Origin of the sequence: Janthinobacterium sp. DSP2-3-3 (assembly GCF_049897325.1) — a bacterium.
GTDB lineage: Bacteria > Pseudomonadota > Gammaproteobacteria > Burkholderiales > Burkholderiaceae_D > Janthinobacterium.
This window is the reverse complement of record NZ_JAFCWA010000009.1, coordinates 87,313-110,510: the sequence shown is the minus strand read 5'-3', so window position 1 is coordinate 110,510 and position 23,198 is coordinate 87,313. Positions and strand designations below refer to the sequence as shown.

The 23,198-nt window shown below is 64.3% G+C and carries 20 protein-coding genes; 16 read left to right on the top strand and 4 right to left on the bottom strand.

What is annotated here, in order from left to right; translation table 11 throughout:
- The first annotated feature begins 115 nt into the window (after positions 1–115).
- Positions 116–1,129, top strand: coding sequence for a substrate-binding domain-containing protein (locus tag ACP7DE_RS18690; RefSeq protein ID WP_426073483.1), 1,014 nt, complete (start codon positions 116–118; stop codon positions 1,127–1,129).
- Between the two features lie 49 nt (positions 1,130–1,178).
- On the opposite strand, the gene ACP7DE_RS18685 is transcribed toward ACP7DE_RS18690, so the two are convergent.
- Together ACP7DE_RS18685 and ACP7DE_RS18680 are read right to left on the bottom strand one after the other, a co-directional pair.
- Positions 1,179–4,775 carry an indolepyruvate ferredoxin oxidoreductase family protein gene (locus ACP7DE_RS18685; RefSeq protein ID WP_426073482.1) on the bottom strand — a complete coding sequence of 1,199 codons (3,597 nt, stop codon included), beginning with the start codon at positions 4,773–4,775 and terminating at the stop codon, positions 1,179–1,181.
- A 194-nt stretch (positions 4,776–4,969) separates the two neighbouring features.
- Complete coding sequence (locus ACP7DE_RS18680; protein WP_426073481.1) at positions 4,970–5,911, bottom strand: LysR substrate-binding domain-containing protein; 942 nt, start codon at positions 5,909–5,911, stop codon at positions 4,970–4,972.
- Positions 5,912–6,084: 173 nt separating this feature from the next.
- Between ACP7DE_RS18680 and ACP7DE_RS18675 the strand changes: the two genes are divergently transcribed.
- Positions 6,085–7,311 (top strand): HD-GYP domain-containing protein, encoded by a 1,227-nt coding sequence (locus ACP7DE_RS18675; protein WP_426073480.1) that lies wholly within the window; start codon positions 6,085–6,087, stop codon positions 7,309–7,311.
- A 141-nt stretch (positions 7,312–7,452) separates the two neighbouring features.
- Here ACP7DE_RS18675 and ACP7DE_RS18670 read toward each other — a convergent pair whose 3' ends face one another.
- On the bottom strand, positions 7,453–8,499 hold the full coding sequence (locus ACP7DE_RS18670) for a GGDEF domain-containing protein (RefSeq protein ID WP_426073479.1): 1,047 nt from the start codon (positions 8,497–8,499) through the stop codon (positions 7,453–7,455).
- A 474-nt stretch (positions 8,500–8,973) separates the two neighbouring features.
- On the opposite strand from ACP7DE_RS18670, the gene ACP7DE_RS18665 reads away from it, so the two are divergent.
- The 14 genes from ACP7DE_RS18665 (at position 8,974) to ACP7DE_RS18600 (ending at position 21,979) form a co-directional block, all read left to right on the top strand.
- Positions 8,974–9,156 carry a Flp family type IVb pilin gene (locus tag ACP7DE_RS18665; protein ID WP_426073478.1) on the top strand — a complete coding sequence of 61 codons (183 nt, stop codon included), beginning with the start codon at positions 8,974–8,976 and terminating at the stop codon, positions 9,154–9,156.
- A gap of 54 nt (positions 9,157–9,210) precedes the next feature.
- The gene (locus tag ACP7DE_RS18660; RefSeq protein WP_426073477.1) at positions 9,211–9,744 is read left to right on the top strand and encodes an A24 family peptidase; all 534 of its coding nucleotides are present in this window, start codon (positions 9,211–9,213) and stop codon (positions 9,742–9,744) included.
- Between the two features lie 93 nt (positions 9,745–9,837).
- Positions 9,838–11,211 (top strand): ATP-binding protein, encoded by a 1,374-nt coding sequence (locus ACP7DE_RS18655; RefSeq protein WP_426073476.1) that lies wholly within the window; start codon positions 9,838–9,840, stop codon positions 11,209–11,211.
- Positions 11,208–12,065 carry a Flp pilus assembly protein CpaB gene (gene cpaB, locus ACP7DE_RS18650; protein WP_426073475.1) on the top strand — a complete coding sequence of 286 codons (858 nt, stop codon included), beginning with the start codon at positions 11,208–11,210 and terminating at the stop codon, positions 12,063–12,065. Before ACP7DE_RS18655 ends, cpaB begins: the two co-directional genes overlap by 4 nt.
- Positions 12,066–12,097: 32 nt before the next feature.
- Positions 12,098–13,531, top strand: coding sequence for a type II and III secretion system protein family protein (locus ACP7DE_RS18645; RefSeq protein WP_426073474.1), 1,434 nt, complete (start codon positions 12,098–12,100; stop codon positions 13,529–13,531).
- A gap of 16 nt (positions 13,532–13,547) precedes the next feature.
- On the top strand, positions 13,548–13,850 hold the full coding sequence (locus tag ACP7DE_RS18640) for a hypothetical protein (RefSeq protein ID WP_426073473.1): 303 nt from the start codon (positions 13,548–13,550) through the stop codon (positions 13,848–13,850).
- Entirely contained in the window at positions 13,840–15,267 is a 1,428-nt protein-coding gene (locus ACP7DE_RS18635) for a pilus assembly protein TadG-related protein (RefSeq protein ID WP_426073472.1), read from the top strand. Before ACP7DE_RS18640 ends, ACP7DE_RS18635 begins: the two co-directional genes overlap by 11 nt.
- Positions 15,264–15,746 carry a TadE/TadG family type IV pilus assembly protein gene (locus ACP7DE_RS18630; protein ID WP_426073471.1) on the top strand — a complete coding sequence of 161 codons (483 nt, stop codon included), beginning with the start codon at positions 15,264–15,266 and terminating at the stop codon, positions 15,744–15,746. The genes ACP7DE_RS18635 and ACP7DE_RS18630 overlap by 4 nt, the downstream gene beginning before the upstream one ends.
- Positions 15,736–16,350: a TadE/TadG family type IV pilus assembly protein gene (locus ACP7DE_RS18625; RefSeq protein ID WP_426073470.1), complete on the top strand. Its 615-nt coding sequence runs from the start codon at positions 15,736–15,738 to the stop codon at positions 16,348–16,350. Before ACP7DE_RS18630 ends, ACP7DE_RS18625 begins: the two co-directional genes overlap by 11 nt.
- A 52-nt stretch (positions 16,351–16,402) precedes the next feature.
- Positions 16,403–17,572, top strand: a complete 1,170-nt coding sequence (locus tag ACP7DE_RS18620; RefSeq protein ID WP_426073469.1) for an AAA family ATPase — start codon at positions 16,403–16,405, stop codon at positions 17,570–17,572.
- Positions 17,573–17,629: 57 nt separating this feature from the next.
- Positions 17,630–18,976, top strand: a complete 1,347-nt coding sequence (locus ACP7DE_RS18615) for a CpaF family protein (RefSeq protein ID WP_426073468.1) — start codon at positions 17,630–17,632, stop codon at positions 18,974–18,976.
- A gap of 11 nt (positions 18,977–18,987) precedes the next feature.
- On the top strand, positions 18,988–19,965 hold the full coding sequence (locus ACP7DE_RS18610) for a type II secretion system F family protein (RefSeq protein ID WP_426073467.1): 978 nt from the start codon (positions 18,988–18,990) through the stop codon (positions 19,963–19,965).
- A gap of 14 nt (positions 19,966–19,979) precedes the next feature.
- Entirely contained in the window at positions 19,980–20,918 is a 939-nt protein-coding gene (locus tag ACP7DE_RS18605; RefSeq protein WP_426073466.1) for a type II secretion system F family protein, read from the top strand.
- Between the two features lie 11 nt (positions 20,919–20,929).
- Entirely contained in the window at positions 20,930–21,979 is a 1,050-nt protein-coding gene (locus tag ACP7DE_RS18600) for a LytR C-terminal domain-containing protein (RefSeq protein WP_426073465.1), read from the top strand.
- 68 nt (positions 21,980–22,047) lie between these two features.
- On the opposite strand, the gene ACP7DE_RS18595 is transcribed toward ACP7DE_RS18600, so the two are convergent.
- Positions 22,048–23,037 carry an EDSAP-1 family PEP-CTERM protein gene (locus ACP7DE_RS18595; RefSeq protein ID WP_426073464.1) on the bottom strand — a complete coding sequence of 330 codons (990 nt, stop codon included), beginning with the start codon at positions 23,035–23,037 and terminating at the stop codon, positions 22,048–22,050.
- Between the last annotated feature and the right edge of the window lie 161 nt (positions 23,038–23,198).

The following is a 23,198-nucleotide window of genomic DNA, read 5'->3' as shown; positions in this document are numbered from 1 at the left end:
TGTTGTTGTTTTTCTACCATTGCGGCGCACGGTAATGCGCGGCCTGCTTGGCGCTCTGGGCTATAATTGACGGTCAGAGTTGGTTTCTTTTGCCATACAGACAGGTAGTTAACAGATGAATCTCAAGAGCCTCGCAATTGCCCTCGGCATGTCGAAAACGACAGTCAGCAGGGCGTTGAACGGCTATCCGGAAGTCAATTCCCGCACCCGTGAAATCGTCCTGGCCGCCGCCAAGAAAGTCGGCTACCGGCCCAACCCACTGGCGCGCAGCCTGGCCGTCGGCCGCACCAATGTGCTGGGCATGATCTATCCCCTGCTGCCCAGTGACCTGGGCGACAGTGTCTTTCTTTCCGTGGTGAATGGCATGTCCGACGCCGTCGAAGCGTCGAAGATGAGCCTCATCATCGCCCCCGTGTCGCCGCAGAACGAACAGCCCTCGTATGAAACCATGGTGCGCGGGCGCCAGGTCGATGGCCTGGTGGTAGGCCGTACCAAGGTGGTCGATGAGCGCATCGCCTACCTGACGAAGGTGGGCTTTCCTTTTGTTGCAAATGGCCGTACGCGCATCGATGCGCCCTACGCGTATTTTGACTACGACAACGACACGGGCATCGACCTGGCCGTGTCTTTCCTGGCAGCACACGGCCACCAGCGCATCGCGCTGTTGAGCGCGCCGCTGGATTTGCATTTCGCCTTTGAGCGTAAGGAAAGCTTTATCCGCTGCATGGCGCAGGCGGGCTTGCCGCTGGATTCCCGCTATCTGCTCGACAATACCTTCGACCGCCGCAGCGGCTACCAGGCCATGCAGCAATTGCTGGCCTGCTCGCCCCGTCCCACGGCCGTCATCGTCGATAATCACCTGTCCGGCGTGGGCGTGGTGCGCGCCCTGATGGATGCGGGCATCGAGATCGGCAAGGAAGTCTCCGTCATTGTCTGGGGCAATGTGGAAGACACCTTGATTGGCATCAACGTCACCACCATAGCCCAGCCCGACCTGCGCCGCGCTGGCGCCAAGATGGTCGAAATGCTGCAATCCCTGCTGGCCGGTACGCCGCCGGAACGGCTGCAGGAAATCTGGCAGCCCGTGCTGTTGCCGGGAGCGACGGTGGGGCGCTGCGCGGACGCATAAAAAAAACGCAGAGCCGAGGCTCTGCGTTTTTCATTGCCCTACCGGTTTGCTAGGCCGCGTGCTTGCTTCCATCCGCCAGCACCGCCAGCAATCTCGCCTTGTCCTTGCGGTAGGTGGCGACAGCGGCTTCCTTGACGTGGCCGAAGCCGCGGATTTTTTCGGGCAGCGATGCCAGTTCCACGCAGGTAGCCAGGTTCTCTGCCGTCAGGTTGACCAGCAGGCCGGCCAGCAGTTCGCGGTAGTCGACGATCAGGGCGCGTTCCATCTTGCGCTCGGTCGTATAACCGAAGACGTCGAAGGTGCCGCCGCGCAGGCCCTTGGCTTTCGCCAGTAGTTTGAAGGCGCGCCACATCCAGGAACCGAACTCCGCTTTCACGAGGTGCCCCTTCGCATCTTTCTTGGCGAACAGCGGCGGCGCCAGGTTGAATTTCACGGAGAAATTGCCTTCGAACTGCTGTTGCAACTGTTCCACAAAACGGCCATCCGTGTACAGGCGCGCCACTTCGTACTCGTCCTTGTAGGCCAGCAATTTGAAATAGCTCTTGGCCACGGCGGTCGACAGCTTCTGGCCCAGTCCCAGGGTATTCTCACGGTCGCGCACCTGGTTGACCAGGGTCAAATAACCGTGCGCATACGCGGCGTTCTGGTAGGCGGTGAGGAATTCCACGCGCTTCTTGATGACGCTATCGAGGCTTTGCGGCATTTGCACGATGATCGCTTGCGACGGCGTGGCGATTTGCGTGACTTTGCGCACATCGACGGCGGCGCGGCGGCCCCACAGGAAACTCTTCTTGTTCGACGCTATGCCCACGCCATTCAATTCGATGGCGCGCAGCAGCGCCGCTTCCGTCAACGGGATGCGGCCCTTTTGCCAGGCGTAACCGAGCATGAACAGGTTGGCGGCAATCGAGTCGCCCATCAGCGCGGTCGCCAGCTTGGTCGCGTCGATGAAGTCGGCCGCGTCGGCGCCGCCCACGGATTCTTCGATCAGCTGGCGCACTTCCGCCGTTGGATATTGCCAGTCGGCATTTTGCGTGAACGTGCCCGGCGGCTGCTCGTGCAGGTTGACGACGGCCAGGCTGCGGCCCGGACGCATTTTCGACACGGCATCCTGCGCGCCGGCCGTCAGCATGTCGCACCCTAGAATCAGGTCCGCTTCGCCCGTGGCGATGCGCTGCGCGCGGATATGCGCCGGCGACTTGGCGATTTTCACGTGCGACGTGACGGAACCGTTCTTTTGCGACATGCCTGTCATGTCCAGCACAGACGCGCCCTTGCCTTCCAGGTGGGCTGCCATGCCCATCAGCGCGCCGACGGTGATGACGCCCGTGCCGCCGATGCCATTAATCAGGATGTTGTAGGGCGCGTCGCAGGCGGGCAACTGGGGTTCCGGCAACGGGCCGAAGTTGTCCGTCTCGCCCGGCTTGCCGGCGCCCGTCTTGGTTTTCTTCAGGCTGCCGCCTTCGATGGTGACGAAGCTGGGGCAAAAGCCTTTGGCGCACGAGTAATCCTTGTTGCACGAGGATTGGTCGATGGTGCGCTTGCGGCCAAATTCCGTTTCCTTCGGCAAGATCGAGACGCAGTTCGACTGCACGCCGCAATCACCGCAGCCTTCGCAGACGGCGTCGTTGATGACCATGCGCTTGGCGATGTCCGGATACTCGCCTTTCTTGCGGCGCCGGCGTTTCTCGGCCGCGCAGGTCTGGTCGTAGATCAGCACGGACACGCCTTGCACTTCGCGCAATTCGCGCTGCACGGCATCCATGTCCTTGCGGTCGTGCAAGGTCAGGTGGGCGGGCAGGTTGCTGCGGTCGCTGTAGCGCGATAAATCTTCCGTGACCAGCGCGATGCGGGCGATGCCTTCGGCCGCCACCTGCTGCGCCATCATGGGCACGGTGATCAAGCCGTCCACGGGCTGGCCGCCCGTCATGGCGACGGCGTCGTTGTAGAGAATCTTGTAGGTAATGTTCACCTTGGCGGCCTGCGCGGCGCGGATGGCCAGGTAGCCGGAGTGGAAATACGTGCCGTCGCCCAGGTTCTGGAACACGTGCGGCAGTGTGGAAAACGCGGCTTGCCCGATCCACGGCGCGCCTTCGCCGCCCATGTGCGTGGTCAGCTTGTTCATTTCCGGGTAGATCGACGTGGCCATCACATGGCAGCCGATGCCGGCCAGCGCCAGGCTGCCGTCCGGCACCTTGGTCGAGGTATTGTGCGGGCAGCCGGAGCAGTAAAACGCGGGGCGGAACGGCGTGTTGACGGCTTTCTTCAATACCGCATCCTTGGCGTCGAGAAAACTCAGTCTCGCCTTGATCAGGTCGCAGGTGACGGGATCGGAAATCAGGCGCGCGATGCGGCTGGCGATGACGCGCGCCACTTGCGAGACGGAAAAATCCGCCTTGGAAGTGAGCAGCCATTCGCCGCGCGGCGCCACCCATTCGCCTTTTTCGTCGAACTTGCCGATGACTCTAGGGCGCACGTCGTCGCGCCAGTTGTACAACTGCTCCTTGAGCTGGTATTCAACGATTTGGCGCTTCTCTTCTACCACGAGAATTTCATCGAGACCTTGCGCAAACTCACGCACGCTGTCCGGTTCCAGCGGCCACGGCATGGCCACCTTGAACAGGCGCATGCCGACGTCGGCCGCCATCTGCTCGTCGATGCCCAGTTCTTCCAGCGCTTCGAGCACGTCCAGGTAGGACTTGCCGGAAGCGATGATGCCCAGCTTGGCGTTCGGACTGTCGATGGTGGTGTGGTTGAGCTTGTTTTCGCGCGCGTAGGCCAGAGCCGCATAGATCTTGTAGTCCTGCATCAGCGCTTCCTGGTTGCGCGCCTGCTGGCCCAGCGGAATGCTCGACAGGCGCGCGTTCAGGCCGCCTTCGGGCATGATGAAGTCTTGCGGAATCTTCACTTCCACGCGGAACGGGTCGGCATCGATGGAGGCCGACGATTCGACCGTGTCGGCCAGCGCCTTGAAAGCCACCGTGCAGCCGGAAAAGCGCGACATGGCCCAGCCGTGGATACCCAGGTCCAGGTATTCCTGCACATTGCAGGGGTACAAGACGGGGATCATCGAGGCGGAGAACAGATGGTCGGACTGGTGCGGCAGGGTCGAGGAATACGCGCCATGGTCGTCGCCGGCCACCAGCAGCACGCCGCCCAATTTGGATGTGCCCGCATGGTTCATGTGCTTGAAGACATCGCCGCAGCGGTCCACGCCCGGGCCCTTGCCGTACCACATGGCGAACACGCCGTCGTACTTGGCCGGGCCGATCAAGTCCACCTGCTGCGAACCCCAGACGGCCGTGGCCGCCAAGTCTTCGTTGACGCCGGGCACGAATTGCACGTGGTGCGCTTCCAGCTGTTTCTTGGCTTTCCACAGGTTTTCATCGAGGCCGCCCAGGGGCGAGCCGCGATAGCCGGAAATGAAGCCGGCCGTGTTGAGGCCAGCGGCCTGGTCACGCAGGCGCTGCATCATGGGCAGGCGTACGAGGGCCTGGATGCCGGACAGGAAGATGGCGCCGGAAGTGGCCGTGTATTTGTCGTCGAGGCTGACGGTGGTCAAACGGGAAGTGTCGGGGGGCGTAGATGGCGCGGCACCGGCGTTTCTAGCGAACGCTGCGGAGCCGTTTTCCGTGGTCACGGACATGGCTGTCTCCAAAAGGGTGTTTCAGATAGCGGCTGTACAAGGGTCGCGCCCGGTAAGGCGCGCGCTGTGCAGACGGGATGGCCGCGTGTGGGCGGCACATAACTAGTTTAAATTTAAAATAGTTAATGTGGTCAGTGTAGAACGACCGAGGGGAAGGGGCAAATACGCTTTGGCGATGGGGGTATAAGAAATACTTATGCCATGGGCGAGAGCACGTTCGCCCCCACCCAGCGCCCGCTGCCGCACAGCTCGGCGGCCACTTGCAGCACGAGGTTTTTCACGGCGTTGCCCGCATTCGTCAGGGGAATGTTCTTTGACGCGCACAGGGCCACCGTGCGCGACAGCACGGGGCTGTGGATGGCATAGCTGCGCATGGCGCCGCTGTCCAGTTCGGCCAGCAGGGGGGCGGCCGGCAAGATGGTGGCGCCCATGCCGGCCAGGATGGCCGATTTCAGGATGGCGATCGAGTTGATCTCGATCACGTTTGCCGTCTCCAAGCCCAGTTCGCGGGCGCGGCTGTCGATGCGCGGACGCACGCCATGTTGCAAGCCCGGCAGGATCAGGGTGGCGTTCAATGCCTGCGGGAATGACAGTGCCTGGCCCGGGGGGGCGAACGGCGAATCGCTGCGGCAGATAAAACGCATCTCTTCTTCCACCAGGGGGCTACAGGCAAACGGCGTCAGCTGGCCATCGTCGAACAGCACGGCCAGGTTGATGCGGCCCGATTTGAGCTGTTCATTGAGGTTGCCCGTGATTTCTTCCGTCAGCTGCAGCGTGATTTCAGGATAGCGTTCGCGCACGGCCAGCAGCAAGGGCAGGGCCAGGGCGCCGGAGATGCTGTGCGGCAAACCCAGGGTGACATTGCCGGACGGCCGCGTGGCGCTTTGCGTGACGGCCGAGCGGGCGTCGGCCACCTGTTTCAGGATCGCTTGCGCGTGTTCGTAAAATACCTTGCCCGCGTCCGTGCTGAGCACGCCCTGGGCCGAGCGGTGCAGCAGCTGGACGCCCAGTTCTTCTTCCAGCTGGCGCAGCTGCTGCGTCAGGGCAGGCTGCGCCACATGCAGGGTCAGGGCCGCGCGCGACAGCGAGCCGTGGTCGACGATGGCAACAAAGTAGCGTAATTGGCGCAGTTCCATGGGTCCCAAAGCGGTGCATGCGCCATTGCCCGGCAAGGGTGCCGATAGCAGCGCGGTGAGCGGAAAAACAGGGTGTTGCGCCGCAGCGCCGAACGCGGCCAGCAGAATAACAATTTTGTTATACTCATTCTAGCGCCTTCGGTGCTCCAGACGCGTATTTGTGGGATGACAGCATGCTCAAGAAAGTTGATTCGTCTCAATTAAAAGTGGGCATGTACATTCATGACCTCAGCTGCGACTGGATGACGCACCCGTTCGTGCGCAACCGTTTCCTGTTGCGCAGCGACGATGAAATCCGCAAGATCGTGCAGGCCGGCATCCACGACGTGGTGATCGATAGCGGCAAGGGACTCGACGTGCAGGATGCGCCCACGGTGGCGCAGGCACGGGCTGCCACTGAACGCGAGCTGGTGCAGATCGCCACGCCGCCGCAGGTGGTCACGCGCGTGTCGCTGGGCATGGAACTGGCGCGCGCCACGCAGGTGCGGCGGCAGGCATCGAGCCTGGTGCGCACGGTGATGGCCGATGTACGCCTGGGCAAGGCCGTCGAGATCGACCGCGTGCAGCACACGGTGCAAGATATCACCGAATCGATCTTGCGCAACCCCGGTGCCCTGGTCGGCTTGTTGCGCATCAAGAACAAGGACGATTACACCTTCTTGCATTCTGTCAGCGTGTGCGCGCTGCTGGTGGCGTTTTGTCGTTCGCGGGGCATCGATGGGGCCACCACGCACCAGGCCGGCCTGGGCGGCTTGCTGCACGACACGGGCAAGGCGCTGGTGCCCGACAGCGTGCTGAACAAACCCGGTCCCCTGACGCAGGAAGAATTTGCCCTGATCAAGCGCCATCCGCGCGATGGCTACGACATCCTGTGCCAGTCGCCTGAGGTCGGCGCCATTCCCCTCGACATTGCCCTGCACCACCACGAACGGCGCGACGGCAGCGGCTACCCGGACCAGTTGGTCGGTGACGCCATCAGCGAGCTGGCACAGATGGCCGCCATCGTCGACGTGTATGACGCGCTGACGTCCGACCGCAGCTATCACAAGGGCATTCCCGCCGCCGAAGCCTTGCGCAAGATTTATGAGTGGAGCAAATTCCATTTCAATCCCGTGTTTGCGCAAGATTTCATGCGCTGCGTGGGGATCTATCCGGTCGGCACCATGGTGATGCTGGAATCGGGCCGCCTGGCTGTCGTCATCGAGGCGCACGAGAGCAATCTGCTGGCGCCGAAGGTGAATGTATTTTTCAGTACAAAGAGCAATGCCTACATCAAGCCCGAGACAGTCGACCTGTCGCGCGGCTTTGGCTTCGGCGGTGCCGACAAGATCGTCGGCCATGAGTCGGCCGCCAAGTGGCAGGTTGATCCCATGCGCTTTCTTTCCCTCGCGGACGCCTGATCAGGTTTTTTGTTTTTTACAGAGAGCGCCTGAAAAACTTTCAGGGCAAGGCGCAGGCGCGAAGACAGTACGACTAGTACGGCGAGCGCCTGCAACGACGCCATGGACGTTTTCTCAGGTGTTCAACACTCAAAAGAATGCCTAGAAAAATTCCGCGGTATCGTTCGAAGCGATGGTGGTGAGCAAGCCCTTGGCGACGAGTTCGTCATAGTGGCAAGCCAGGTTGCGGCCATGGCTTTTCGCGTAGTACAGGGCCTGGTCGGCGCGGCCGAGGATGATCACGGGCGCCTCGTAGGCGTTGATACTGACGAAGCCCACGCTGACGGTGACTCTGCCCACTTGCGGGAAATTGTGCGCCTCGACATTGGTGCGGAAGCGGTCGATGATTTTCTGCGCATTTTCCAGGGTGATCGAGCGCAGCAGTACGACGAATTCCTCGCCGCCGAAGCGGAAGATGCGGTCTTGCGAGCGGAACGACGATTGCAGCTGGTTGGCGATCAGGATCAGTACTTCATCGCCGTACAGGTGGCCGAATTTATCGTTGACCAGCTTGAAATGATCGACGTCGATCACGGCCAGCCATTGCCGTTCCGTGTCCGTATGGTGGCGCCGCTCTTCATCGACGGAACGCGGCTTCTCCGCTTCCGATTCGCCGCGGCTTTGCAGGATTTTCGCCAACTGGTCGTCGAAGGTCTTGCGATTCAACAAGCCGGTGAGCGAATCACGTTCGCTGTAGTCGAGCAGATTCTGGAAATTGCGGTACACGCTGACGATGCCGCCGATCACCTGGATGGTGGCGCCCGTGTACGGCGTGGGGTTGGTGATTTCCAGGCAGGTGGTGACTTGGTCGCCGATCCAGATGGGCAGCCACAGCAGGTGGCGGCCGTCGGCGCACAAGGTATCGGCGCTCGCTTCATGGCGCGCGATGCAGGCGGCCAGCGCCGGATAGTCCGACAGCGGTTCGCCCGGCAGGGTAGGGTCGTTATGCTCTTCCATGCGGGCCACGCTGCCCGCCACGATGATGGCCCGCGACCGCACGAACACCTGGCCACGTACGGTGGTCAGTGCCAGCACACGGGTCTGCGACGCGGAAGCGAGTTCTTGCACTGCCGAGATCACGGAGATGTCGAGCATCGTGTGGTCGCGGTGCCCGGTCATGTCCACCATGTGTTTCAGTAGGGAATCCATTGTCGATCTCTGGAAAGTAGTCACACAAGATTCTTCATACCAACATTGCGTCAAGCAATTCGCGTCCGTCTACAAGAAGCCAAGATTTATTTGGTGGCATGACGCTCTTTACCGCAGGGCGAGAGGCCTTTCCAAAGAAGAGCTAAGCAGGATAATGTCTTTTTGCCTAATAGGCAATTAACGTATGCAATATTTCATGTAAATACATGAGATTCATGCACTGCATTGCAAAAAACTTGCCTTGACGAAGGCTTTCAATCTTGATCGCAACATTTGTTTGCGTCAGCCGTCATATCAATAAGGTTTGATAATTTCCATGCGGAAACTTGTGGCGCGTCAATTTGCCAAAATGCGGACGCTTTATAGTCAATGCAATGGCGCAGAAATTTACGGAAGGAAACATATTAGCAGGTATGGGCAATGTTTCACACCCGATTGCGCCAGGGACTTGTGATTCACTTTTGGGAGCTTGTCATGCATACCTTCCTGTCGGCAGTACAGCAGTTTGTTAAGGATGAGGATGGCATTACGGCAATCGAATACGGCTTGATTGCGGCCTTGATGGCTACCGCCATCACGGCCGGTTTCTTGCTGATCAAGACCAACTTGGTGGCCGTCCTCACCGACATTTCGTCGAACCTGGTGTTGACGCCCTAAGCGGGTGCCCGCCATCGGCCGGCCGGTGGCGGGTTTTTCTTCGGGAGGTATGCCATGCCTGCAACTGCCTTGTGCGACCTGCTGTTATTGTGCTTTGTGACGGGGGCCGCCGTCAGTGATTTGATACGCCGCAAGATACCGAATGGCTTGGTGCTGTCCGGCATCCTCGCCGCGCTGGCCTTGCACCTGTGGCTGTGGCCGCAAAGCGTGCCGTCGTTGTGGCTGGGCGGCATGGCGACGGGCTTCTTCCTGTTTTTGCCTTTATATGTGCTGCGCGGCATGGCCGCCGGCGACGTCAAGCTGATCGCCATGGTGGGCGCCTTTGCCGGTCCCTGGCCCGTGTTGCAGATCTGTTTCGCCACCTTTGTGCTGGGCGGTCTGATGGCCGTGCTGATGATCACCTGGCAGGGCAAGTGGCGCGCCTGCCTGGGTAATCTGCGCCAGTTGCTGTGGCCCGTGATCGCGCGCATGGCCGGCATTCCCCTGGCACCCGCCGCATGGGGCAGCGGCGCCAGTGTGGGCAACATGCCGTACGGACTGGCCATTGCCCTGGGCTGCCTGGTTGTGCAAGCGCGGCATTATTTCTGATTGGTATTCATTGCTCTGAATCAATGGGCGCCAGTCCCCGCTGGCTAGAATGAAATCTGTTCAATGCAGTCTTAACCGGCTTGGAGACACAGCATGACCGAGGTCGTTTATTCCATGAGCACCGAGAGCGCGCCGCGTCCCGCCGACGCGAACCTGATGCCGCCCTTGCCGCCGCAGCCGAAGAGCTTGCGCGAAACGGGCCTGGAGCGGCCGCTGGTGGTCGAGCTGATCGCCAAGCTGATGTTTGTGAGCGGCAAGACGCACTTGTCCGCGCTGACGACGCGCTTGCGCCTGTCGATCAATGTCTTGCGGGAAGTGCTCGATTTCATGGTGGCCGAGCAGATGGCCGAAGTGGCTTGGCGCGGCGAATCCGATATCGACGTGCAATACCAGCTGACGGGTGCCGGCAAGCAGCGCGCCAGCGCCTTCCTCGAGCGCTGCGCGTATGTCGGCGCCGCCCCCGTCACCCTGGAAGCGTACCGCGCCATGGTGGCGCGCCAGTCGTGGCTGGTGCAGGAACAGCGCGTTGGCAGCGACGACCTGGCCGCCCTGCTGGGCAGCGCCCATGCGGGGCCGGGCATGCTCGACGTAGTGGGCGCGGCCCTGCATTCGGGGCGCTCGCTGCTGCTGTACGGTCCGCCCGGCAGCGGCAAGTCGACCCTGGCGCTGCAGCTGGGCCAATTGCTGCACGGGCTGGTCGCCGTGCCGTACGCCATCGTTGTTGGCCAGGACATCATCCAATTGTACGATCCGGCCCAGCACTTGCCGCCCGTGCCGCAGCATGTCAGCCATGCGCGCCAGGCGCTGGAGCGGCGTAGCACCGACATCCGCTGGGTGCTGTGCCAGCGTCCCGTGATCCATGTGGGTGCCGAGCTCGACGCGGGCATGCTGGAGCTGCGCCATGACGCCAGCGGCGGCTGCTACCAGGCGCCACCCCATGTGCGGGCAAATAACGGCATGCTGATCATCGACGACCTGGGCCGCCAGCGCCTGGGCGCGCAAGAGCTGCTGACGCGGCTGATGCAGCCGCTGGCGCGCGGCAGCGACCAGCTGGGCCTGTCCGGCGGCGTGCAGATCAGCGTGCCGTTCGACAACGCCCTGGTGCTGGCCACGAATGTGCCGCCGGGCGAGCTATTCGATCCTGCCTTGCTGCGCCGCATCGGCTACAAGGTGCAGGTGGGGGCGCTGGCCGAGAGCGCCTATCGCGCCCTGTTCCGCCAGCAATGCCGCCTGGCCGGCATGGCCATCGATGAACTGGTCCTGAATCATTTGTTGCAACTACATGGGGCGCAGGGACGGCCCTTGCTGGCCAGCTATCCACAGGAATTGCTGGCGCGCATAGGCGACTTTGCCGGTTTTGCCGGCTGTGAAGCGCGCCTGACAGTGGCCGCCCTGGAGCAGGCCTGGAACAGCCTGTTTGCCAGTTGCGACATGCCGGCCGCCAGCCTGTGCGAGCGTATCGCATGAAAAACCGGCGCGCCCTGCTGATGATGGCCCTGGCGGTGGTGCTGGGCCTGCTGGCCGTGTTGCTGGCCTCGCACTGGCTGCTGCGCCAGACGCCGGCCGGCAAGGGCAAGATCGTCGTCGCCGCCAGCGATGTCAACCTGGGCCAGCGCCTGACGCCCGAGATGCTGCGCCTGGCCGAATGGCCGGCGGAAAGCTTGCCGCAGGGCGCGCTGCAAGACCCGGCGACACTGGCGGGACGGGTGCTGAAAACCAGCGTGCTGCGCGGCGAACCGCTGAGCGAAGCCAAGCTGGCGCCGGTGGGCACCCTGGGCGGCCTGTCGGCCCTGATCACGGAAGGGCGGCGCGCCATCACCGTGCGCGTCAACGATGTGATCGGCGTGGCCGGCTTCGCCTTGCCGGGCAACTATGTCGACATCATCGTGAGCACCCAGCAGGATGCCGGCGACCGCGCGTTTCCGCAAAGCCGCAACATTTCCAAGATCGTGCTCGAACGCATCCTGGTGCTGGCCGTGGCGCAGGAAGTGGGACGCGACGAGACCAAGCCGCGCGTGGTCAATGCGGTGACCCTGGAAGTGACGCCGGAACAGGCCGAAAACCTGGATCTGGCGCGCAGCGTGGGCAGCTTGTCGCTGGTGCTGCGCAACCAGGTCGACCCGCAGCCGGGCGTGACTGCGGGCGCTACCAAGCTGACCCTGCTGGGCGAACCGCACGAAGCCGTGCCCGCTCTCGCCATCGCCGCGCCTGTGCTGGCCGCCGCGCCGCGCCCGGTGCGTGTGGCGAAGGCGCCGCTGGAACCGCCGCGCCAGTGCAGTGGCGTCATCGACGGGACGCGCCAGTCGCGCGAATGTTTTTAGTCTTGTTGCCTTGCTCAACCATGGACACGCTCATGAACCGCGCTCTGCTGACACTGTGCTGCCTGTTGTTGCCGCTTGCCGGCGCGGCGGCCGATCCTGGCCTGCGCTGCGGCGGAGAAGCGGCTACACCCGGCAACTTGCAGCTGCAGGTGGGCAAATCGAGCATGCTGCGCCTGCCCGAGGCGGTGCTGGCCCGCAGCGTCGGTAATCCGGCCGTGCTGCAAGCCATGCTGGTGGCGCCCGACACCCTGTACTTGGTGGGCGTCGATGTGGGCAGCACGAATATGATCATCCAGGGACGCAGCGGCGTGTGCAGCGTGGTGAACGTCAGCGTCAGCATGGACCCGGCCGGCTTGCAAGCCACCCTGGCGGCACTCATGCCGGAAGAAAAATCCATCCGCGTGACGGCCGTGGCCGATACCCTGGTGCTGTCGGGCACGGTGCAGGATGCCGGCGCCGTGCTGCGCGCCGTCGAGCTGGCGCATGCCTATGTGCGCCGCGCTACGCCGCCGCTGGCGTTGCCCAAGCCCGCCGATGGCGCTGCCTTGCCGGTGGTGACCGCGGCGCCCGGTGGCGGCGCGGGTGGCGCGAACAGCCGCGTCATCAATATGCTCGACGTCAGTGCGCCGCAGCAAGTGATGCTGGCCGTGCAGATTGCCGAAGTGTCGAAGTCGCTGCTGGAACGCCTGGAAGTGGGCGCCACCTTGCGTTTTGCGTCCGGCAGCTGGGCCACCACCTTGCTGTCGAATTTCCTCAGCGGCACGGCGAATGGCTTGCTCGACGTGCGCAAGTCGAATGGCCAGCAGCTGACCATCGAGGCGCAGAAACAGGATGGCCTGGTGCGCATCCTGGCCGAGCCGACGGTGATGGCGATCAGCGGGCAGGAAGGCAGTTTTCTGGCAGGCGGCAAGATCTTCATTCCCGTCGGCCAGGACAACAACAAGATCACGCTGGAAGAGCGCGAGTATGGCGTCGGCCTGCGCTTCACGCCCACCGTGCTGTCGGGCGGACGCATCAACCTGAAGGTGGCGCCGGAAGTGTCGGAACTGTCGCGCGAGGGGGTGGGCATATCCGCCGCCGGCGTCAGCGGACGTTCAATTTTGCCTGTCATCACCACGCGGCGCGCCTCGACCACGGTGCAGCTGTACGACGGCCAGAGCTACGCCATCGGCGGCTTGATCAAGAACAACCAGGTGAGCAACATCACGGGCGTGCCTTGGCTCAGCGAAGTGCCCATCCTCGGCGCGCTGTTTCGCAGCACGGATTTCCAGCATGACCGCACGGAATTGCTGTTCGTCATTACCGCGCACCTGGTGAAACCCTTGCCGGCGGACGCCGTGCTACCGACGGCGCAGCTGGCGCCCCCTTCGCGCACGGACTTGATGTTGGGCGGCAAGATGGAAGGGACGCTGGCGCCGCCGTCCGTGCCGACACTGCGCGCGGCCAATGGTTTCGAGTTGAAATGAGACGGGGAGACATGCCATGCCGAACTCGCTTTTGATATCGCTGCGGCGCCTGGCGGCGCTGCTGCTGGCACTGCAGCTGGCCGCCTGCGCGCATGGCAGCACGCCGCAGCTGGACCGGCGCTTCGGCGACGCCGTGCGCCTGGCTATGGCGCAGCAGGTGCGCGATCCGGCCAGCGCCGGCAACCGCACGCCGGCCGATGGCCTTGATGGCCCCAGCGCGCACGCCGTCATGCAGCGCTACCGCGCCTCGTTTGTCGAACCGAACGGCCAGGCGCCACAGCCAGTGCAATTCATGCTCGGAGGCGGCAATGGCAAATAGACGCCAGCGCCAATGCGGGGTGATGCTGATCGCCTTTTCCATCTTGCTCATCGTGGTGCTGGGCTTTATCGGCCTGGCGCTCGACGTGGGGCAGGTCATCGGCCGCAAGACGGAACTGCAGAACCTGGCCGACAACGCGGCGCTGGCGGCGGCGGCCGAACTGGTGGGCACACCCGAAGGCCTGCTTGCAGCCGTGACGAAAGCCAAGAGCAGTGCGGCCGACAGGAGCGCATGGCGGCGCCGCATGGAGGGCGCCGTGCTGTCGGACGCCAGCATCCGCTTCGCCAGCGCACCCGACGCGCCCGCCAGTGAGTGGCATGCGGCGGGCGCCGTGCCCGATCCTGCCACGGCGCTGTTCGTGCGCGTCGATACGCAGGCCAATAACCCGTCGCTGGGGCGGGTGGCGACGGCGTTCCTGGGCGCCTGGTCGCCGGCGCTGCGCACGCTGGACACGGGCGCGCGCGCGGTGGCCGGGCGGTCCAGCCTGCACCTGACCCCGCTGGCCATCTGCGCGCTGTCAGGCAGTGCCGCCAGCCCGCGTACGAATGCGGCCTTGCTACCGGCCGTCGAGCTGTTGGAATATGGCTTTCGCCGCGGCGTGGCGTATAACTTGTTGAAGCTCAATCCGCATGGCCCGGCAGCCGAACATTTCGTGCTTAATCCGCTGGGCCGGCCGGGCATGCTGGGACCGTCGTTGCAGGTCAGCGAGTCGAGCGTGCTGCCGTTTGTCTGCAGCGGCACGGTGCTGTATCGGCGCATCGGCAGCGCGTCGGTGCACGTGCACCGGCCCTTTCCCGCCGCGCTGTGGCCCGCCTTCAACGCGCGCTTCAACCAGCATGCGGGCAGTGGCTGCCATCCCGTCACGGCGCCGCCGGACACGAATATCCGCGCGTATCCGAATACGGCGGCGAACTGGTGGATGACGAATACGCCCGACGCGCCCAGCGCCCTGAGCACCGGCAACCCGCTGCTGTCCGTGGCCGATCCGGAATCGAACGTGACGCCTCCCACGGTCGCCAGTTATGGACCGCTATGGTCGTTTGCCAAGGCGGTCAGGTACAGCAGCGTGAAGCCGGCCGGCGGTTATTTACCGTTTGCCACCAGCGACTGGCCCAAGCTGTATCCAGCCCTGCCGGCCGCGCCGGCCGCCAAGTCCGGCTATCCTGCCACGCCGCCATACCAGACGCTGGCTTACCAGACCGCGCCGACCGGCAACACGGGCTTGGCGCAGCGGCGCCTGCTGCATATTCCCCTGCTGGCCTGTCCGCTGCCGGCCGGCAGCGACGTGCTGGCGCAGGTGCGGGGCATCGGCCGCTTCTTCATGACGGCGCCTGCCAGCAATGGCATGTTGAGCGCCGAATTTGATGGCCTGGTAGCCGAGGGCACGCTGGTGGGGCCAGCGGAGTTGCTGCAATGAAGCCGCCCTGCCGCGCGCCGCGCCGCCAGGATGGTATCGCCGCCATTGAGCTGGCGCTGATCCTGCTGTTTTTCATGGGCCTGTTGCCCTTCGTGCTGCTGTTCGGCCGCGCGCTGTTGGCGTACACGGCCTTGCAAAAAAGCGCGCACGATGCGGCGCGCTACCTGGCCACCATGCCGCTGCCGCAGATGGCCAGGAGCGACACGGCGAACCAGGGCGCCGTGTTTGCCCGGCAGATGGTGGTTGAGGCGATGGCCGAAAGCTGGCCGGACATGCAGCCATACCGGGTCAGCGTGGAATGCGTGTATGCCGACGATTCCTATACCTGCGGCACATACGCCACGGCACCGCTGCAGGTGCGCATCAAGTTGTCCGTGGACATGCCCGTCGATATCCTGCCCGAGCTGACGCGCAAGTGGCTGCCGCAGCTGGCGCCGATCCCGCTGCGTGCCAACGCGACATTGCGCTATGTCAACTAACCTGCCTATCCAGCAGCGGCGGCAGCGCCAGGGCGGCGTCTTCGCTGTCGAGTTCGCCATGCTGGCGCCGCTGTTCTTCCTCTTCCTGTTTGCCATGCTGGAAGTGGCGCGCGCCGTGTACGTGTGGAACATGGTGCATGAGATCACCCGGCGCGCGGCGCGCGCCGCCGCCGTTACCGACTTCAGCAATGCCGGTGCGCTGCAGGCCGTGCGCACGCAAGCCGTGCTGCGCGCCGCGCCGGGCACGCTGCCGCTGGGCGGCGGCATCAGCGACGCGTATGTGCGTATCGACTATCTGTCGCAGGCCGGTGGCGGCGCTGCGCTGGCGGCAGTGCCGGTGACGGTGATGCCAGGGTGTCCGCAACGCAACCGCATCAATTGCCTGGAGGATCCGCATGGCGCCAGCTGCATCCGCTTCGTGCGCGCGCGCCTGTGCATGCCCGGTGATGGCGCGCGCTGCGAGAGCGTGCCATACCGGCCCGTCTTGCCCCTGCTGGGGGTGATGTTTCCCTCCGGCCCAGGGGCCGTGCGTTTGCCCAGCGGGGCCACCATGGCGGTGGCCGAGTCGCTGGGCTATCCGGACAATCCCGGTTTTTGTCCATGAGCGTCGATCCGCTGGCGCAGCCGAATGTGTTGTATTAAATGAAGGAGGGGGGATGAAAGCCTTGATGATTACCCGCGACGCCAGCTTGCACGATGAAATCGCGGCGCAGGGCGCGGCCCGCATGCCGGTGCTGCGCCTGCTGGAGCGGCGCAGCGGCTTGCGCGACGCCGTCGAGCGCATGCTGCCCGAAGCGCCCGAGCTGGTGATCGTCGACGCCAGCGGCCTTGATGCCGAGGAGGCGGACTTGCTGGAACGGCTGGCGCGCCAGTATCCGCTGGCCGTGCTGATGCTGCTCACGCGCGGCCAGCAGCAGGATGTGCTGATCCGCGCCATGCGTGCCGGCATGCGCGAAGTGCTGCAGTTGCCGCTGGTGCACAAGGCTTTCCATGAAGCGATGGACCGCGTGGATATTCAGGCCGGCGTGACGCAGATGCGCGACGGAAAGGTCCTTGCCTTCATTTCCTGCAAGGGCGGCAGCGGCGCCACCTTTTTGTCGACGAATTTTTCCTACGCGCTGGCCAGCCTGGCCGGCTGCAAGGTGCTGCTGATCGACTTGCACGGCCAGTTCGGCGACGCCACCCTGTATGTCTCGGACCAGAAGCCGGCCATGACCCTGTCCGATATCTGCGCCCAGATCGCGCGCATGGATGGCGCCTTTCTCGCCTCGTGCCTGGTGCACGTGACGCCCAATTTCGGCGTGCTGGCGGCGGCCGACGACCCCGCGCACAAGGTCGACATGCAACCCGAGCACATGGACCGCATCCTGGCCGTGGCGCGCCAGCACTACGACTACATCGTGCTCGACGTGGGGCGCCAGATCGATGCGCTGTCGTTGCGCGCGCTCGACAACGCCGACGCCATCTATCCGGTGCTGCAACTGGCCTTGCCCGACATCCGCGACGGGCGCCGCCTGCTCGACATTTTCCGCTCGCTCGGCTATCCGGGCGAGCGCCTGCGCCTGATCGTCAACCGCTATGAAAAGGGCGGGCGCCTGCGCCTGGCGGACCTGGAACAGGCGCTGGGCGCGGACGTGGTGCACACGGTGCCCAACGATTACGTCGCCGCCACGGACTCCGTCAACCAGGGCATCCCGCTGCTGCAGCTGTCGCGCACCAGTGCCGTGGCGCGTAGCCTGGCCGAGCTGGTGGAACTGGTGACGGCGCGCCGCGTGACGGAAAGCCGCGGCCTGTTCGACCGTTTGTTCAGCCGTAGCGAGGCTTGACGGGGCAGCAGCTGATGGGTGTCAAGGCTCCCGCCGGGGGCCATCATGGGAGCCGAGATGACTTTACGCGAACGCCTGGCGGCGAATGAAACAGTGCGCCCCGCCAGCAATGGGCAAGGGGCGCTGGCGCTGCACGCCTACCAGGAGCTGAAAAAGACCATGCACCAGACGATACTCGACCGTATCGACCTGGAGCGCCTGAAGCGCCTGACGGCCGAGCAGTTCAAGCACGAGCTGGCACTGCTGGTGCAGCGCGTCATCGAGGAAGAGCGCATCGTGCTGAACCAGCACGAGCGGCATAGCCTGGTGCTCGACATCCAGCACGAGATGTTGGGCTTTGGCCCGCTGGAACCCTTGCTGGCCGATGCCAGCGTGTCCGATATCCTGGTCAATACCTGCGACAAGGTGTATGTCGAGCGGGGCGGGCGGCTGCAGCTGACGGACGTGACGTTCCACGACAATGCGCACCTGATGAAGATCATCGAAAAGATCGTCTCGCGCGTGGGACGGCGCGTCGACGAATCGAGCCCGATGGTCGATGCGCGCCTGCCGGACGGCTCCAGGGTCAACGCCATCATTCCGCCGCTGGCCGTCGACGGCCCGATCCTGTCGATACGGCGTTTTGCCGTGCAGCCGCTGACGATCGCCAACCTGCTCGACTACAAAAGCCTGACGCCGCCCATGGTGCAAGTGCTGCAGGCGCTGGGCCAGGCCAAGGTCAACATCCTGATTTCGGGCGGCACGGGCAGTGGCAAGACGACCCTGCTCAACGTGCTGTCCGGCTTCATTCCCGGCAGCGAGCGCATCGTCACCATCGAGGATGCGGCCGAACTGGCGCTGCGCCAGCCGCACGTGGTGCGCCTGGAAACGCGCCCGCCGAATATCGAGGGCAAGGGCGAAGTGAGCCAGCGCGCGCTGGTGCGCAATGCGCTGCGCATGCGGCCCGACCGCATCATCCTGGGCGAGGTGCGCGGCGCCGAGGCGCTCGACATGCTGCAGGCGATGAACACGGGCCATGAGGGGTCGCTGGCGACCATCCACTCGAACACGGCGCGCGATGCGCTGGCGCGGCTGGAAAACATGGTCGGCATGGCCAGCGTGAACCTGACGCCGCGCGCCACGCGCCAGCAGATTTGCTCGGCCGTGACAGTGGTGATGCAAGTGTCGCGCCTGACGGATGGCGCGCGCAAGCTGGTCAGCCTGCAGGAAGTGACGGGCATGGAAGGCGACATCATCGCCATGCATGAAATTTTCCGTTTCGAGCAGACGGGTGTCGATGCCGGGGGCAAGGTGTTGGGCCACTTTTGCGCCACGGGCGTGCGGCCTCGCTTCACGGAGCGCCTGCGCATGTTTGGCGCGCCGGTGCCGGACACGGTGTTTGACCCCGACCGCATCTACGAATAAGGACGGGCATCATGGACCTGGTCTTCTACGGTTTTGCCGTACTGCTGTTCGCCGCCTGCATCCTGATGGTGGAAGGCGCCTGGCTGTGGTGGGCGGGCACGCATGGCAGCGCGGCGCGGCGCATCAACCGGCGCTTGCGGCTGATGGCGGCGCGCGGCGAGGCGGGCGGGGAGCGGGTTTCCATCCTCAAGCAGCGCCGCTATGCGCGAGCGCCTGGCCTGGAGCGTTTGCTGCGGCGCGCGCCACAGGCGGCGCAGCTCGACCACCTGCTGTTGCAATCGGGCTTGTCCTGGTCGGTGGCGCAATTCATCGGCATCACTGCTGCCCTGTTGCTGGCGGCCTTGCTGCTGTTGGCGGCCTGGTCCATGCCCTTGCCTGGCGCCTTGCTGCTGCTGTCGGGCGCCGTGAGCGGACCGTGTTTGTTGGTGCTGCGCGCGCGCGCGGCGCGGCTGAAAAAGATCGAGGCGCAATTGCCGGAAGCGGCCGATTTCCTGGCCCGCGCGCTACGCGCCGGCCACTCGTTTTCGAATGTGCTGCAGATGGTCGGCGATGAATTGAGCGAGCCGATCAGCGGCGAATTCAAGATGGCGCATGAAGAAATCAATTACGGCGTGCCGATGAACGAGGCGCTGCAAAACCTGGCCGCGCGCATTCCGCTGACGGACTTGCGCTACCTCGTCATCGCCGTGCTGGTGCAGCGCGAATCGGGGGGGAACCTGGCCGAAGTGCTGGTCAGCATTGCGCGCATCATCCGCGCCCGTTTGAAACTGCTGGGGCAGGTGCGCGTGCTGTCGGCCGAGGGGCGCATGTCGGCCTGGGTGCTGGGACTGATGCCGGTGGTGATGATCGGCGTCATGGCGCTGGTCAACCCGCAATACATCCGCCTGCTGTGGACCGATCCCAGCGGCATCAAACTGCTGTGGTACGCGGCCGGCATGGTGGCGCTGGGCGTGGTCTGGATGCGCAATGTGATACGGATCAGGATATAACAACAGGGGGTGGCATGAACGGTTCGCAACTGCTGTTTCTCATGATTGTCTTCGCCGTGGTCGTGGCGCTGGCCCTGCTGGCGTGGCTGATTTTCTTTCCCGGCGCCTTGCGCCAGCGCCTGTTTGGCGCCATGGTGCCGTCCGCCAGCGACGCGGTGGCCGACCATGGCTGGGTGGAGCGGGTGGCACGCGTGGCGCAGCCGTTCAGCAAGCTGTCGCTGCCGGAAGAGGGCTGGGAGCGTTCGCCGCTGCGCACGCGCTTCATGAACGCGGGCTGGCGGCAAGCGAGCGCGCCAGCCCTGTACTTTGCGGCGAAAACCGTGCTGGCCCTGCTGTTTCCCACCGTGCTGGGGCTGTATGCGGCCAGTGCCATGGCGGCGCAGTTGCGCAGCGTGCTGCTGTTGCTGCTGTGCGTCAGTGCCACCATCGGCTATTACCTGCCGAACCTGGTGCTGGCCAGCACGGCCAAGCGGCGCCGGCGCGATATCTTCGAAAACATCCCCGATGCGCTCGACTTGCTGACCGTGTGCGTGGAAGCGGGCCTGAGCCTGGAGCGCGCGCTGGTGAAGGTGTCGGGCGAAATCCACATCAAAAGCATGGTACTGGCGCAGGAATTGCAACTGGTGCTGATGGAAATGCGCGCCGGCTTTTCCAAGGAAAAGGCGCTGCGCAACCTGGCCCTGCGCAGCGGCGTGGAAGATGTCGACACCCTCGTCGCGATGCTGATTCAATCGGAACGCTTCGGCACCAGCATGGGCGATTCGCTGCGCGTGCATTCGGAAAACCTGCGCAGCAAGCGCAGTCTGCTGGCCGAGGAGGCGGCGGCGAAGATCGCCCTGAAACTGCTGTTCCCGCTGATTTTTTGCGTCTTTCCCACCCTGATGCTGGTGCTCATGGGGCCGGCCGTGATCGAAGTCTATCGCGTGCTCGTGCCGGCCATGGCCAGCCGCTGAAAGGAGTCACCATGCGCTTGAGGCTCTCCCGCCTGGCCGCCGCCTGTGCCTGCCTGGGCTTGGCCGCCTGTACCACGCAATTGGCCCATGCACCGGTGCCGGCGTGGCCCGACGCCGATGCCGCCTATGTGGCGGGGCGCCAGCATTTCGAGCGCGGCAATCTGCCCGCCGCGCACGCGGCCTATGAGCTAGCCCTGCGCCATGCGCCGCTCCACGTGAACGCGCGCAACGGCCTGGCCGTGCTGCAGGTACAGCGGGGCGAACATGACGCGGCCATCGCCCAGTGGCAGGCGCTGACGCAGGAAACGGGCATGGCGCGGCCGCAGCAGGCCTATCTGTTCAGCAATCTCGGCCATGCCTATTATATGAGCGGGCGCGATGCGCAAGCCTTGCCCGCGCTGGAACAGGCGTGTTTGCTCGATCCGCTCAATGCGCTGGCCTGGCGGCATCTGGCGCAGGTGCTGGAGCGCCTGGGACAGCACGAGCGCGCCGCCCTCATGCGGCGCCAGGCGGCCAGCTTGCGGGAACACGACTTGCGGCGCGACATGGCCTTGTTGCGTGGCGCGGCGGCGCCGCAGCTTGTGCCGGCGCCAGCGCCTGCGCCGGTGCAGGATGCGCCCGCCATGGCGCGCGTGGAGATCACGCAGAGCGATGGCATGGCCCAGCTGCGGCGCGTGCCCGGCGTCGCGTCGCTGCGGTCCGTGGCGGCGGCTGGTGCGCCGCATCCGCGCCTGGAAATCGTGAATGGCAACGGCGTGCCGGGCATGGCCGCCGCGCTGGCGCGCAGCCTGACCGGCGCTCCCGTGCAAGTGGTGCGCCTGGTCAATGAAACCCGCTTCCAGGTAGCGCGCACGCGCGTCGAATACCGGCCCGCGCAAGAGCAGGCGGCGCGCCAGCTTGCCCGTCAACTGGGGAAGCAGGTGCAGACCCAGGCCGCCGACTGCCCTGCCAGCGAGCTGCGCCTGGTACTGGGGCGCGACCTGAATGACCCGGCCATGTTGCACCGCTATTATCTGCAGCAATTGCAGCTGGCGCGCCAGGCGCTGGCACGGCTCGGTTAACATGCCTCTGCTGGCGTAAAAAACACGCGGGGCCTTGGCGGGCGCGCGTGTTTTGAACATGCCGGTTGCTATGTCGGCTGGCGCCGGCGCGTGAAGGCCAGGGCGGTCAGTCCCAGACCCAGCAGGAACAGGCTTCCCGGCTCCGGCACGGCCAGGGGATCGATGACGACGATGTCGGTGCGCGTGGACTTGGAAAAGTTCAAGGTATAGCTGCCGGCGGGCAGGGCGAAATTCGAGGTCAGGGAAAACAGCGCAAAGCCATTCGTGAAGGCGCGTCCGGTAGCGGGGTCATTCGTGCCCGCCGTCAAGTTCAGGCTGAAGGGATCGAGGCTGCCGGCGCCATGGTTGCCGTTGATATCGCTGCCGTTGTTCGGGTTGCCGTCGGGGGCGAACTGGAAGATCACGCCATCGGCATTCGCGTTCGACAGGCAGCCGACGGGGCTGGCGCTGTTGCAGGAGATATTGAAGATATCCATGATCGACACGCTCGACTTGTCGCCCAAGGTCGTCACGTTGGTGCGCAGGTCGCGCCGTCCCATGAAACTGAAGGTGATGAAGCCGGCGCTCGACAGGGTCAGGTTGACGGAACCGGTGAGCGTGTCGCCAGCCATGGCCGTGGCGGCGCCGACGGTGTTGCGCTGTGCTTCCGCCACGGCTTGCACGCTGGCGCCGCCATTGAGCATGTTGCCGAAGGCGTGCGCATCGCCGCGTGCGAATTCCAGCGTGGTACTGGGACTGGGTGCGTAGCGGTTTTGCGGCAAGCCGCTGCAGCCGCCGCCCGAACACACTTGCAGCACGTCGGCGTTGGCGGCCGGCCCGGTATTGACGGCGCGCGGATTGACGGCCACGCCGCCTTCGAAAAACGCGCTGTCGCTGGCATTGCGGTTGGCGCCAGCCAGCGACAAGCTACCGGCACTGGTGGCGATGCGGAAATTGTTCAACTCATTGACGGCCAGGCCGTAGGCGCCGGCCTGCGCCTGGCCGCTGGCCAGCAGGCTTGCCGCCGCCAGTGCGCCCAGCCAGCCCAGGGTCTTGCTTCGTGTGTGATCGACGTTCATCGCAGCCTCTTATCGTGGTCAGTCTCGGAAAATCCGGGGCACAAAGAATCCAGAATGACTTGCCTGGATTCATCTCGTAGACAAAGATAAGCAGCTTGCGTGCCACACAAAAAAAGTAAATTGAATCAACTACTTGCGCAAAGCGGACTGAGCTGAAAAGG

Coding starts and splice junctions, on each gene's coding strand:
- ACP7DE_RS18620 (WP_426073469.1), top strand. CDS start 16,403: ATGAAAGCCTTGATGATTACCCGCGACGCCAGCTTGCACGATGAAATC.
- ACP7DE_RS18610 (WP_426073467.1), top strand. CDS start 18,988: ATGGACCTGGTCTTCTACGGTTTTGCCGTACTGCTGTTCGCCGCCTGC.
- ACP7DE_RS18670 (WP_426073479.1), bottom strand. CDS start 8,499: ATGGATTCCCTACTGAAACACATGGTGGACATGACCGGGCACCGCGAC.
- ACP7DE_RS18655 (WP_426073476.1), top strand. CDS start 9,838: ATGACCGAGGTCGTTTATTCCATGAGCACCGAGAGCGCGCCGCGTCCC.
- ACP7DE_RS18600 (WP_426073465.1), top strand. CDS start 20,930: ATGCGCTTGAGGCTCTCCCGCCTGGCCGCCGCCTGTGCCTGCCTGGGC.
- ACP7DE_RS18645 (WP_426073474.1), top strand. CDS start 12,098: ATGAACCGCGCTCTGCTGACACTGTGCTGCCTGTTGTTGCCGCTTGCC.
- ACP7DE_RS18625 (WP_426073470.1), top strand. CDS start 15,736: ATGTCAACTAACCTGCCTATCCAGCAGCGGCGGCAGCGCCAGGGCGGC.
- ACP7DE_RS18640 (WP_426073473.1), top strand. CDS start 13,548: ATGCCGAACTCGCTTTTGATATCGCTGCGGCGCCTGGCGGCGCTGCTG.
- ACP7DE_RS18615 (WP_426073468.1), top strand. CDS start 17,630: ATGACTTTACGCGAACGCCTGGCGGCGAATGAAACAGTGCGCCCCGCC.
- ACP7DE_RS18635 (WP_426073472.1), top strand. CDS start 13,840: ATGGCAAATAGACGCCAGCGCCAATGCGGGGTGATGCTGATCGCCTTT.
- ACP7DE_RS18630 (WP_426073471.1), top strand. CDS start 15,264: ATGAAGCCGCCCTGCCGCGCGCCGCGCCGCCAGGATGGTATCGCCGCC.
- ACP7DE_RS18685 (WP_426073482.1), bottom strand. CDS start 4,775: ATGTCCGTGACCACGGAAAACGGCTCCGCAGCGTTCGCTAGAAACGCC.
- ACP7DE_RS18660 (WP_426073477.1), top strand. CDS start 9,211: ATGCCTGCAACTGCCTTGTGCGACCTGCTGTTATTGTGCTTTGTGACG.
- ACP7DE_RS18680 (WP_426073481.1), bottom strand. CDS start 5,911: ATGGAACTGCGCCAATTACGCTACTTTGTTGCCATCGTCGACCACGGC.
- ACP7DE_RS18605 (WP_426073466.1), top strand. CDS start 19,980: ATGAACGGTTCGCAACTGCTGTTTCTCATGATTGTCTTCGCCGTGGTC.
- cpaB (WP_426073475.1), top strand. CDS start 11,208: ATGAAAAACCGGCGCGCCCTGCTGATGATGGCCCTGGCGGTGGTGCTG.
- ACP7DE_RS18665 (WP_426073478.1), top strand. CDS start 8,974: ATGCATACCTTCCTGTCGGCAGTACAGCAGTTTGTTAAGGATGAGGAT.
- ACP7DE_RS18595 (WP_426073464.1), bottom strand. CDS start 23,037: ATGAACGTCGATCACACACGAAGCAAGACCCTGGGCTGGCTGGGCGCA.
- ACP7DE_RS18675 (WP_426073480.1), top strand. CDS start 6,085: ATGCTCAAGAAAGTTGATTCGTCTCAATTAAAAGTGGGCATGTACATT.
- ACP7DE_RS18690 (WP_426073483.1), top strand. CDS start 116: ATGAATCTCAAGAGCCTCGCAATTGCCCTCGGCATGTCGAAAACGACA.